Annotated in this window: 13 protein-coding genes; 2 read left to right on the top strand and 11 right to left on the bottom strand. The window is 68.4% G+C overall.

The features are described from left to right. From N800_RS11965 to N800_RS11915, 10 genes are all read right to left on the bottom strand, one after another. Complete coding sequence (locus tag N800_RS11965; protein WP_052108203.1) at window positions 1-429, bottom strand: RidA family protein; 429 nt, start codon at window positions 427-429, stop codon at window positions 1-3. Window positions 430-523: 94 nt separating this feature from the next. Next, window positions 524-1,423, bottom strand: coding sequence for an RNA polymerase sigma factor SigJ (gene sigJ / locus N800_RS11960; RefSeq protein WP_036138850.1), 900 nt, complete (start codon window positions 1,421-1,423; stop codon window positions 524-526). A gap of 1 nt (window position 1,424) precedes the next feature. Continuing rightward, window positions 1,425-1,883: a carboxymuconolactone decarboxylase family protein gene (locus N800_RS11955; protein ID WP_036138848.1), complete on the bottom strand. Its 459-nt coding sequence runs from the start codon at window positions 1,881-1,883 to the stop codon at window positions 1,425-1,427. A gap of 74 nt (window positions 1,884-1,957) precedes the next feature. Continuing rightward, entirely contained in the window at window positions 1,958-2,893 is a 936-nt protein-coding gene (locus N800_RS16120; RefSeq protein WP_198032540.1) for a GNAT family N-acetyltransferase, read from the bottom strand. A 9-nt stretch (window positions 2,894-2,902) separates the two neighbouring features. Next, the gene (locus N800_RS15420; RefSeq protein WP_052108202.1) at window positions 2,903-3,673 is read right to left on the bottom strand and encodes a hypothetical protein; all 771 of its coding nucleotides are present in this window, start codon (window positions 3,671-3,673) and stop codon (window positions 2,903-2,905) included. 194 nt (window positions 3,674-3,867) lie between these two features. Continuing rightward, window positions 3,868-4,302 carry a hypothetical protein gene (locus N800_RS11935; RefSeq protein WP_036138846.1) on the bottom strand — a complete coding sequence of 145 codons (435 nt, stop codon included), beginning with the start codon at window positions 4,300-4,302 and terminating at the stop codon, window positions 3,868-3,870. A 127-nt stretch (window positions 4,303-4,429) separates the two neighbouring features. Beyond that, a complete protein-coding gene (locus tag N800_RS11930) occupies window positions 4,430-4,915 on the bottom strand; it encodes a hypothetical protein (RefSeq protein ID WP_036138843.1) in 486 nt (161 codons plus the stop codon). Window positions 4,916-5,043: 128 nt separating this feature from the next. Then, window positions 5,044-5,781, bottom strand: a complete 738-nt coding sequence (locus tag N800_RS11925) for an HAD family hydrolase (protein ID WP_036138840.1) — start codon at window positions 5,779-5,781, stop codon at window positions 5,044-5,046. Between the two features lie 186 nt (window positions 5,782-5,967). Next, complete coding sequence (locus N800_RS11920) at window positions 5,968-6,387, bottom strand: EF-hand domain-containing protein (protein WP_036138838.1); 420 nt, start codon at window positions 6,385-6,387, stop codon at window positions 5,968-5,970. Window positions 6,388-6,667: 280 nt separating this feature from the next. Further along, entirely contained in the window at window positions 6,668-6,856 is a 189-nt protein-coding gene (locus N800_RS11915) for a CPXCG motif-containing cysteine-rich protein (RefSeq protein WP_036138835.1), read from the bottom strand. Between the two features lie 153 nt (window positions 6,857-7,009). Between N800_RS11915 and N800_RS11910 the strand changes: the two genes are divergently transcribed. Next, window positions 7,010-7,507 carry a hypothetical protein gene (locus tag N800_RS11910; protein WP_036138832.1) on the top strand — a complete coding sequence of 166 codons (498 nt, stop codon included), beginning with the start codon at window positions 7,010-7,012 and terminating at the stop codon, window positions 7,505-7,507. A gap of 13 nt (window positions 7,508-7,520) precedes the next feature. Here N800_RS11910 and N800_RS11905 read toward each other — a convergent pair whose 3' ends face one another. Continuing rightward, window positions 7,521-8,534, bottom strand: coding sequence for a hypothetical protein (locus N800_RS11905; RefSeq protein ID WP_036138830.1), 1,014 nt, complete (start codon window positions 8,532-8,534; stop codon window positions 7,521-7,523). A 155-nt stretch (window positions 8,535-8,689) separates the two neighbouring features. Here N800_RS11905 and N800_RS11900 point away from each other — a divergent pair, with 155 nt between their 5' ends. After that, complete coding sequence (locus N800_RS11900) at window positions 8,690-10,450, top strand: endonuclease (protein ID WP_084087595.1); 1,761 nt, start codon at window positions 8,690-8,692, stop codon at window positions 10,448-10,450. Window positions 10,451-10,475 lie beyond the last annotated feature (25 nt).

Here is a 10,475-nt window from a genome sequence, read left to right as displayed (position 1 = left end):
TCACCCGTTCACGGCCACGACCGCCTCCACCTCGAACAACATGCCATCCAGCGCCAGGCGCGGCACCGGGATCAGCGTGCAGGTGGGCTTGGGGCCGGGGCCGTAGGCGCGCTCGAACTCCTCGCCCAGGACGTGCAGGCGCGCCTCGCTGTGGTCCACGATCAGCACGGTCTGCTTGACCACGCTGCCCAGGTCGCCGCCAACGGAGCGGGCGGCGGTGCGCAGGTTGTCCAGCGCCTGCCGCACCTGCGCGCGAAAGCCATCGGCGAGCGCCCCTGCGGCGTCCTCGCCGCCCTGGCCGGCGATGAAGACCAGCCGGGTGCCAATCGGGGCCAGCCCGACGTGGGAGTAGCCGTTGGGAGCCGGGTCGTACAGGCCCTCGGGGTTGATGAGCACCGGGGTCGGAAGTTGCGGAATCGGGAGGTTCATGGCGGATGTCTCCTGGTAGAACAAGCAAAGGGTGGCCCATGGCCCCGCGCGTGTCGGGGCTTCCGGTGCAGGCAATGGGAAGGCGTTGCGTGGTTCAGTGAATCGGGCCAACGGCCTGGTCGATGCGCGCCAACTTGTCCGGGTTGCGCATGATGTAAATGCCGTCCAGGCAGCCGTCCTCGTCGTAGGCGAACGAGGCACTGGCCGAAACCCGACCATCGCCGTCGCGCAGGATCAGGCCGAGGTTGCCGTTGAGGACGGCGCGCTCCAGCGTGAGTCCGGCCCACCAGACATGCAGGCCGGCGGTGATGAACTTCAGCACCTTGTCGTTGCCGACCACCACCTCGCGTGCGGCCGTAACCTTGCCGCCGCCGTCAGCGGCCAGACGCACATCGGCCGACAACAGCCGCGCCAGCGCTTCGGTGCGGCCGTGCTGGATGGCCTGCTCGAACGCCGACAGCAATTGTGCCTGCCGCTCGGGCGGCGTGGCGTGGCGCACGCGCCCGCATTCAACGTGTTCGCGGGCGCGCGAAACCAGCTTGCGGCAGGCTGGCTCCTGCATCTCCAGCGTCAGTGCGATGTCCGGGTAGTCCATGTCGAAGATCTCGTGCAGCAGGTACGCCGCACGCTCCTTGGGCGTCAAGCGCTCCAGCAGCAACAGGAACGCGGTGGTCAGTGACGAAGCCAACTCGGCGCCGCTCTGCGGATCGGCCTCGTCGGCGATCTGCACCGGCTCCGGCAACCAGGTACCCACGTAATGCACGCGGCTGTGGTGCGCGTTGCGCAACAGGTCCAGGCAGTGCCGGGTGCAGGCGGTGGTCAGCCAGGCGCCAGGCGATGCGATTACTGCGCGTTCGGCCGAGCGCCACTTCAGGAAGGTGTCCTGCACTGCGTCCTCGGCATCGGCGCGCGAGCCCAGCAGGCGGTAAGCCAGGCCGAGCAGGCCGGGGCGGGCCTGTTCGAAAGCGACAATGTCATCGGGGGCTGTCGTCATGTCAGTGGCGCGAGATCGCGATCCGGTTCCATTGGTTGATCATGGCCACTTCCACGGTCAGGGCGGCGATCTGCTCGTCACTGAAATGCTGCCGCAGTTCCGCGCGCAACGCCCCGAAGTCCGGTTCGCAGCCGCCGCCGAGGCGGGTCAGGGCCTCGGTCCAGGCCAGTGCGGCACGCTCTGCCGGCATGTAGTCGTCCATGTGTCGCCAGCCGGCGAGGTGGTCAAGGCGTGCGTCGGTCTCGCCGTCTTCGCGCGCCTCGCGTGCGTGCATGCGGATGCAGTGGGCGCAGCCGTTGATCTGCGAGGCGCGCAGGTGCACCAGGTGGCGCAGCGGGCGCGCGAGGCCGTGGCGGTCGTTGGCCTTGTGCACGGCCAGCAGCGCCTGGAACACGTCGGGCAGTTGCCGGTCCGGGTGGACCGGGCGGGTGGGGTCGGCAAGGCGGGCAGGATCGTTCATTGCAGTCTCCGGGACTGGGCCGGGATGGCCCTGTTTCCGGTATGACGATCCGGCGGCGCGGTTTGTGACATCCCTCAGCTGGACGCGGGCGGGTCGTCGGGTTCCCACACCATGTACACGTCCGCCCGCGCGTAATGCGAGCCCGGGCGCGGCGCGGGGTAATGGCGGAAGCCAACGCTCTCGTACAGTTTCAGCGCCGGGCCCAGCTTGCTGCTGGACTCCAGGAACAGTTCGCGTCCGCCCAGGCGCTGGAAGGTGGCCAGCGCTTCCAGCATCAATTGGCGGCCCACGCCGGTACCGCGCTGGTCGGGGGCCACCGCCATCTTGGTCAACTCGTACACGCCCTCGCCTTCGTGCTTGAGCGCCACGGTGCCTACGGCGCGTTCGCAGCCAGCGGCATCGCGGGCAATGGCGAACAGCACGTGTCCACCGTCGGCCAGGATGTGCGCCTCCGGGTCGCCCAACACCTCGCGGTCCACCGGCTCGACGGTGAACCAGCGCTCCAGCCATTCGACGTTGAGCCGGGCGAAGTCCCCGCGCCAACGCGGGTCGAAGCCGCTGATGCGGACCGCGGGCACCGTGGCCGCGGGCTCGCCGACGTCCTCCTGCGTCAAATGCGCGATGGCTGCGGTTTCGGCGGCGCGGTTGTTGTCGTCGAACAGGGTGACTTCGATGCCTTCCACCGTGTCGGCATCCAGGCAACGCGCGTTGACGCTGAAGCCGTCGGGGTGGCTGCGCGGCACGTAGAAGCTCTTGATGCCGCAGTGGCGGCAGAACAGATGGTGCGCGGTGCCGGTGTTGAAAGTGTAATCGGTGAGTGCGTCGGCGCCCTGCAGCAGGCGGAAGCGCGAGGCCGGCACGATGAGGTGCTGGAAGCCGGTCATGCGGCACATCGAGCAGTTGCACTCGATGACCGGCAGCACGGCCGGCGCATCGACCTCAAAACGCACGCGGCGGCAATGACAGCCGCCGCGGTGCGTGACGTGGGGGGCGTTGGTGGGCGTGTTCACCCGACCAGCTTACCCGTTGCCGTTACCCTTCCCTTTGCCCTTGTCGTCGCCTTGGCCCTTGCCCTGCCCGCCCTTGCCGGACGTACCCGGGCCGTGGCCGGGGCCATGGTCATCGCGGCCACCCTGGTTGCCGGGGCCCTTGCCGGCCGGCGGCCCCTTGGCTTGGACGGGTCGGTTGTCGGCGCCAGGTGCCTTGCCCGGACCGCCCGCCTGCGCCGGCTTGCCGGCCGCGGCGGGCGCCTTGCCCTTGGCGCCGTGACCCGGGGCATGGCTGCCGTTGGGCCCCTTGCCCCGGCCCGGATAGTCTTTGCGCAGGTCATCCGACAGCGAGATCGGGCGACCCCAGCGATCGTAGGTGGGTACGAAGCCCTTCTTCAGGCGATGGAATTCGGCCGAGCCGGGCTTGATGCCCAGTTCCTGCGCGACCACGCCCCAGCCCTTGCCGTGGTGCTCGTCCCAGTAATCGGCCACGTAGCGGCACGGACGGCCCAGCACCTGCGCGATGGAGCAGGCGTAGTAGACGTCGCCCGGCGCCCAGTTGCGGGTGGTCAGCAGGTCCACGACCAGGTCACGCGGCGCGCCGTAGTAGCGCACCATCTCGTTGACGAACGGATCGCGATAGCGGCTGCCGTAGCGGTTGACGTCATCGAGGTAGGTATCCACCCAGACATCGCCGCTGCGTGGGTTCCAGCCAAGGCTGTAGTCCTGGGCGGTGGCGCTGCCGGTGAATGCGGCCACCGCGGTGGCCAGCGCGAATAGCATGGGCTTGAACGGACGCATCAGCAGAATTCCTCCGTGCTGGAAAGGATCGCCGGCGACTCGCACCGGCCTGGTGGATCGCCCGCGGCTGCCCCGCAACGATCCGGTTACGGACGGATACTGTGCACGGCGGCATGAACGCGCGGTGAGAACCACCCGGGCGGCGCGCCACCGTTCAAGCCCCGTTGGCGGAGGTGAGCACTGCGGCAACGCCGCTACTGGCTCAGCGTGACCTTGCTGATCGCGAACCCGAGGTCCCAGCCGCGGCCCTTGCCGACCATGCGCAGCCCCACCGGGCCGTTGGTCATGGCGTGCGCCGAACCTGCACGGTGGACGCCGGCATGCGCGTCCATCGCCATGTAGCTGCCCAGCACGTCGCGGATGCGGTACACGCCGGTGAAGCGGCCATGGCCCGCGATGGTGCCAAGGCGGCCGAAACTGAGCCCGACTCCGCGTGCACGGATCTTCACCGCCAGGCTGCGCCCGTCATTGCAGGTCACCTTGCCGGTGCCGCTGGCGGTGCTGTACAGCACGGACCAGCCGGAAAGGGTGTAACGCAGCGTGCACTCCTGCGGCCCCTTGGCCGCGGCCGCCGGCAGCGACATCCCCAACAGCAACAACAACGCCCACCCTGGCGTGACCCGGCTCATGCAACCCCTCGTGGTGATTCCCTGCCGCAAGGCTATCACCGGGCGTGGGTCTGGCAAGCGCGGCGAGTCGCCAGAACGACGACGGCACCGGAGATCCGGTGCCGTCGGTGAATTGCATCACAGTGCTTCAATCGTCCCAGCGGTCGCGCCAGCGATAGCCGTCCCAGTAGCGGTCACGGCGGTCGTGGCGGTCACGGTCATAGCGATCGCTGTAGTAGCGGTTGTCGTAACGATGGTCGTAGCGCGAATCGTAATACTTGCTGGTGCAGCGGCCACGACTGTCGCACCGTACCGTCTCGCGGCTGCCCGGACCCTTACGCCAGTAGCCGTGGGCCTTGCCGTACGGCGGACCGGCACGGTAATCGCGCGGCACCTGGCGGTAATAGGTGGGCCGACCGTAGCGGTCGCGGACGACGATCAGGCGGTCGTCGTAGCCGTAGTCGCCGTAGCGGTAATAGGGATGGCCGCTGCGGTAGATCACGTCGGCCACGTCGACGATCACCCGCACCCAGTCATCAGCGCGCTGCGCCTGGGCTGGCGCCGGGGTCAGGCCGGCCACGCCGAGGCCGGTGGCGAGGACTGCAGGGGCAAGCCAACGGGAAAGCATGGTCATGGTGACTTCTCCTTCGTTGGGTCACCCGTGGTGGGTGGCCACGGGACCGACGATGCAGAAGTGCCAGTGAACCGGTTTTTAATCCTTGCCCAGCGTGCGCTGAATGCGCAGCGCCGTATACGCAGCGTTCACCCGGCGCCAAGCGATGCGAGCGCACGCACCGCATCCGGCAGTTCGGCGGCGGCCGCCACGCGGCGCATGCGCGCGGCGTCGTGTGGCGGCACGCTGGCTTCGTTCTCGTGCGCCCAGGTCGTGTGATACGGCATGTACACGCCCCATCCGCCCAGCGCCAGCACCGGCGCGATGTCCGAACGCAACGAGTTGCCGATCATCAGGAACTGCGCCGGCGCCACGCCGAATTCGTCGAACAGCCGCGTGTAGGTGGCGGTGTCCTTTTCGCTGACGATCTCGATGCGGCGGAAGCGGTCGGCCAGGCCGCACTGCTTCACCTTCGCCTCCTGGTGGAACAGGTCGCCCTTGGTGATCAGCACCACGTCGAAGTCGCTGGCGATGGCGGACACGGCTTCGGGGATGCCTGGCAGCAGTTCCACCGGATGGCGCAGCAGGTCCTTGCCCATGCCCACGATGCGGTGCAGGTCGGCGGCGCTGATGCGCTGGCTGGTGATCTCGACCGCGGCCTCGATCATCGACAGCACCATGCCTTTTACGCCATAGCCGAAGACGGCGATGTTGCGCTTCTCGATTTCGTACAGGTGGTCCTGCGCGCCGCGCGCGTGCAGGTCGACGTACTGGCCGACCAGCCGTTCGAACTCGGCCTGGGCTTCGTCGAAGTAATCCTGGCTGCGCCAGAGGGTGTCGTCGGCATCGAAGCCGACCAGGCGGATCGAAGTGGGGGCGGTGCGCATGGGTGCAGTATGCCGCGATCGCCCGTGCCGATGGCGGCGGTAACCGAGCCCGTGGCGCCGCGCGATGACGCGCACTGCCCCTCCATGTCGGGCGCGATGCCGGCAACGGCAACAGCACCGGCTCCGGAAAACTGGGGGCGGTGGGACGACCGCCCCCGAAGACAGGCCTGTTGCGTCCTTGGTCTTTTACTTCTTGGACGCGCCGCCGGCCTGCTTGCCAGCACCACTGTTGGCCGCGGCCACGTAGGCCTTGTATTCCGCACCCGTCAACGAGCCGTTGGCGTCGGCGTCGGCCTTGTCAAACACGGCGGCGAGCGCTTCCATCGCGCTGGCCTCGGTCTTGCTCAGGCTGCCGTCCTTGTCGGCGTCCAGCTCGGCCCAGGTCTTGCGGGCCGGGGCGGTGGCCGAGACGGTCGCCCCCGGGGCAGTGCCGGTGGTGGCCGGGTTGCTCGACGCGGCGGCATTGGCCGGAGCGCTGGTCGCGGCCGGAGCGGCGGCATCGGCAGCCGGCGTGGTGGCGGCGGACTGGGCCAGGGCCAGCGGAGCGGCCAGCACGGTGGCGAGCGCCGCGGCACCCAGCAGCGTCTTGCGGGAAAGGGTGTTCATCGATCGAAACTCCATGTACGGAACGGGAGGGATGATCGGCCCGTGCGGGGGAGGCACGGTGGGGGAGCCGAACGCCCCGAACCTTGCAGTCGCGCAGGTGAACGGACGCCCCCGTCGCGGACGCGGACTCCACATGGCGTTAACCACTTCCTCGCGTGGACGCGCTAGCCATCCCCCGGAAACGTGACGCGCTAGGAGTTTGCGGCGCGTTCAGCGAGCGAGGGATTGGCTGAACACAACACAACGTTCACGAATGGGCGCCCCACTCGGAAGGCAACGTTCAGCCGCCCGCTTCGGATTCGACGGTCACGATCGGCGTGCCGTCATCATCGATGTCGACCACCACGTACATGGGCTTGCAGCACACCGGGCAGTCCTCGGTGTAGCGCTGCTCCTCGGCGCAGGTTTCCACGCGCAGGTCGATGCGTTCGCCACAGTAGGGACATTGGACTTCGACGATCGGCAACATGGCAGCACCCCCAGTCACAGGGGAGAACGGCCGTGGACCGTGTCAGCGGCCACGCACTCCCTGACGGCAGGGGTGGCAACGCACCGTTCCCGTCACGCATGGATAACACTCGCGGTAGAAGGCTAGGCGTGCTCCCCTCGCGAGGCCGCCGCAATGAAGACCCGGCATGTGTTCAGCACGCCCGATATCGCTAGCGCGCAGGCAGCGATGGATGCCGCGCGCGACGGCGGCGTGGAAGACCACAACCTGTTGCTCGTGGCACGCTCCGACATCGAGCTGTCCACGATTCCCAACGACCGCAAGGAGGCCGACACCGACATGATGCCTGCGGCCGTGCGTGGCGCGGGCTACGGCGGCGCCACCGGGTTGCTGGTGGGGTTGGTGGCGTTCGCCATTCCGCCGCTGGGAGTCACGCTGGCCGGCGCGGCGGCGGCGGGGCTGGCGGGCGCCATGGTGGGGTGCTGGGCGTCGGCACTGGCGGGGGCGTCCTTGCCGGACCCGATTCGGCGGCGATTCGAAGGTGAGATCGAGGCCGGCCGCATCCTGGTGGTGGTCGATGGCTCGCAGGAGTTGCTGGCCAAGGTCGAACCCGCGATCACCAGCACCGGCGCCACCTTGTTGCCATTCGAAGCGCCCAGCCTGATGGCCTGAGCGCCCGCGCAGGTCAGCGACGCAACACCAGGGTGGTGCGTTCGGAATCCTGCTTGCCACCGAAGCGCTTGCGCTGCACCAGCTCCATGCGCTGCACGATGCCGGTTTGCGGGTCCACCCGGTAGGTCACTTCGGTCACGAACTCGGCGTCCGCCTTGAGCTTGGCCACCAGCGCCTCGCGTTCCTTGCCCTCCGGCGCCTGGCCCTGCAGCGTGCGGTCGACGAACCGGGCGATCACCGCTGTGATCGCGTCCAGGTCCGGGCGCACCGTCCAACGCACATCCACCGCCTTGGCGTCGTCGGCGGGGCGGGTCAGCAACAGGCTGTTGCTGCTGGCGATCATTTCGCCATCGAGCGGGTTGGCGAATTCGTCGTCGTAGTCGTAGCGGCGGTCGGGCACCAGCCCACCGCCGCTGACGAAGTTGTAGGCCGCAGGGGTTTCACCCAGCTGTGATTCCAGCACTGCCGGTGCCGACATCGCGTCGACCATCCGCGCGAACATCACCTCGGCGTCGCCGGCGCCGGGCTTGCCCTTCATCTCCGCGAGCACGCTGTCGAACATGCCCTGCAGCGCGCGGCGATAGCGCGGCTGCACGTCGGGCAGGTTGGCGACGTTATCGAAGTGGCCCTCGGTGCCCAGCGCGATGTCGATGGGCAGATCGCGGAACGACTCCACCGCCGCCGCCATCATCTTCTTCATTGGTGGCGGCAAGCCCTCGGTCTGCACCTGCGGCGAGCGGCCGATCCAGCGCTGGATCCAACCGCCGCCGGCGCGCGCGCTCATGTGCAGTTCCAGCACGTCACTGGACTTGATGCGCATCGACGCGCCGCCCTTGGATTCCTCCGACTCGTAGCGCTGGTCGTAGGTCAGGACCATGCCGGGCTGCCACGGCAGTGGCCAGCTCAGCGCGTCCGGGTCGGGCACCGATGAGCTTTTCGAGAACGTGCGCTTTTCCGCAGACTGCGCGGACACGCAGAACGCCAGCGCCACGGCTGCCACCAGCAGCCGACCCCATCCCTTCCGCATGCGACGCCCCCCTTGTACGACCGGCCCAGGGAGGGGCCGCCGCACATAGTCTAGCCTTGGCAGGCGGACCGGCGGTCGGACCGCGCCGCCGAGCGCAAGTCGTCATATTCGATGGCTAGAGTCGGCGGCTTCATCGTCATCAGGGAAGGGTTTGCATGAGCACACATCCGCATCGCGTGGCGCGCCGGCTGTTGGTCCTCGCGCTGGCGGCGTCGCCGCTGGTCGCGTCCGCCGACGTCTTCATCAACGAATTGCATTACGACGACGCCACCAGCAGCGGCGACGTCGGCGAGAAGATCGAGGTGGTGGCCACTGCCGGCGAAAGCCTCAGCGGCTATCGCATCTACCTGTACAACGGCGCCACGCCGTCGGCGGCAACGTCCTATGACAACGACCCGGTGCCCACCGGCAGCCTGGTGACGTGCGGCGGCACGGTGCGCATCGCCACCGTGAGCTATCCCACCAACGGTATCCAGAACGGTGCGCCAGACGCCATCGCGCTGGTCAACGGCAGCGGCCAGCTGGTGCAGTTCATCAGCTACGAAGGCACGGTCACCGCCTCCAGCGGCCCGGCGGCCGGCCGTACCAGCACCAACCTGCCCGTGTCCGAAACCGGCTCGACGCCGGCGGGCACCTCGCTGCAACTGGGTGGCAGCGGCAGCACGTACGCCAACTTCAGCTGGAAGGCATCGGCCACGCAGACCTTTGGCGCGTGCAACAACGGCCAGAGCTTCGCCTCGGCCAACCCGGCGCCGACGGTGGTGTCCACGTCGCCGGCCAATGGCGCGACCGGCGTGGCCCCGGCAACCGACCTGGCCGTGACCTTCAGCGAGTCGGTCGGCCTGACCAGCGGCGCGTTCGCGCTGCAGTGCAGCCAGAGCGGGGCCGTTGGCCTGACCTACCCGGCCAGCGGCACCAGCTTCACCATCACCACCGGCACCACGCTGGCGGGCGGCGAAAGCTGTGCCTTCACCATCGACGCGAGCAAGGTGTTCGATGCAGGTGGTGCGTCGCCGGCGCAGAACACGGTGGCCAACTTCACCGTGGCCAGCAGCGGTGGCACTGGCTACTACGCGCGGGTGAACACCAGCAGCGCCAGCCAGCTGCGCTGCTCGCTGCACGAGACCATCAAAGGCCACACCGCGTACCCGTACAGCGCCAGCACCACCGACACCTGGGACATCCTGGAGATCGCCGACGAAGATCCCAACAACGCCGGCCGCATCCTGGACGCCTACCGCAACCGCAGCTACGTCAAGGGCAGCGAGCGCGCGGGCACCGGCACCGGGATCACCTACAACCGCGAGCACACCTGGCCCAATTCGCTGGGCTTCGGCAGCGCCACCGGTGACAAGGGCCTGCCCTATGCGCCCTACACCGACACGCACATGCTGTACCTGACCGACGCCAGCTACAACGCCGACCGCGGCAACAAGCCCTATGCCAATTGCACGCTGTCGGGCGGATGCGGCGAGCGCGCGACCGAGGCCAATGCCGGCTTCGGCGGCGGCACTGGCGTGTACCCGGGCAACTCCAACTGGGTGAAGGGGCCCGACGGCAACGGCGGCTCGTTCGAGGTGTGGGGCCACCGCAAGGGCGACATCGCGCGCGCGGTGCTGTACATGGCGATCCGCTATGAAGGTGGCGTCGACGCCAACGGGCAGGGCGAACCCGACCTGGAGCTGACCGACGACCGCAGCAAGATCGTCATCACTTCCGCCTCGCCGGCCTACATGGGCCTGCTGTCGACGCTGCTGGCCTGGCACCAGGCGGACCCGGTCGACGCCGCAGAGCGCGAGCGCAACGAGGTGATTTACAGCTTCCAGGGTAACCGCAACCCGTTCATCGACCACCCGGAATGGGCGAGTGTGTCGTTGTTCACCTCCAGCAAACCAGCCAGTTGCCAGCTCAACTGAGCAGACAGGGCAAAAAAGGCCCGGG

The organism is Lysobacter daejeonensis GH1-9, from assembly GCF_000768355.1.
Lineage (GTDB): Bacteria > Pseudomonadota > Gammaproteobacteria > Xanthomonadales > Xanthomonadaceae > Aerolutibacter > Aerolutibacter daejeonensis.
This window is presented reverse-complemented; position numbering and strand designations above follow the sequence as displayed.

Excerpts from the sequence above, each read along its gene's own strand:
- N800_RS11930 (WP_036138843.1), bottom strand. The coding sequence starts at position 4,915 with ATGACCATGCTTTCCCGTTGGCTTGCCCCTGCAGTCCTCGCCACCGGC.
- N800_RS11935 (WP_036138846.1), bottom strand. The coding sequence starts at position 4,302 with ATGAGCCGGGTCACGCCAGGGTGGGCGTTGTTGTTGCTGTTGGGGATG.
- N800_RS11905 (WP_036138830.1), bottom strand. The coding sequence starts at position 8,534 with ATGCGGAAGGGATGGGGTCGGCTGCTGGTGGCAGCCGTGGCGCTGGCG.
- N800_RS11920 (WP_036138838.1), bottom strand. The coding sequence starts at position 6,387 with ATGAACACCCTTTCCCGCAAGACGCTGCTGGGTGCCGCGGCGCTCGCC.
- sigJ (WP_036138850.1), bottom strand. The coding sequence starts at position 1,423 with ATGACGACAGCCCCCGATGACATTGTCGCTTTCGAACAGGCCCGCCCC.
- N800_RS15420 (WP_052108202.1), bottom strand. The coding sequence starts at position 3,673 with ATGCGTCCGTTCAAGCCCATGCTATTCGCGCTGGCCACCGCGGTGGCC.
- N800_RS11955 (WP_036138848.1), bottom strand. The coding sequence starts at position 1,883 with ATGAACGATCCTGCCCGCCTTGCCGACCCCACCCGCCCGGTCCACCCG.
- N800_RS11900 (WP_084087595.1), top strand. The coding sequence starts at position 8,690 with ATGAGCACACATCCGCATCGCGTGGCGCGCCGGCTGTTGGTCCTCGCG.
- N800_RS11915 (WP_036138835.1), bottom strand. The coding sequence starts at position 6,856 with ATGTTGCCGATCGTCGAAGTCCAATGTCCCTACTGTGGCGAACGCATC.
- N800_RS11925 (WP_036138840.1), bottom strand. The coding sequence starts at position 5,781 with ATGCGCACCGCCCCCACTTCGATCCGCCTGGTCGGCTTCGATGCCGAC.
- N800_RS11910 (WP_036138832.1), top strand. The coding sequence starts at position 7,010 with ATGAAGACCCGGCATGTGTTCAGCACGCCCGATATCGCTAGCGCGCAG.
- N800_RS11965 (WP_052108203.1), bottom strand. The coding sequence starts at position 429 with ATGAACCTCCCGATTCCGCAACTTCCGACCCCGGTGCTCATCAACCCC.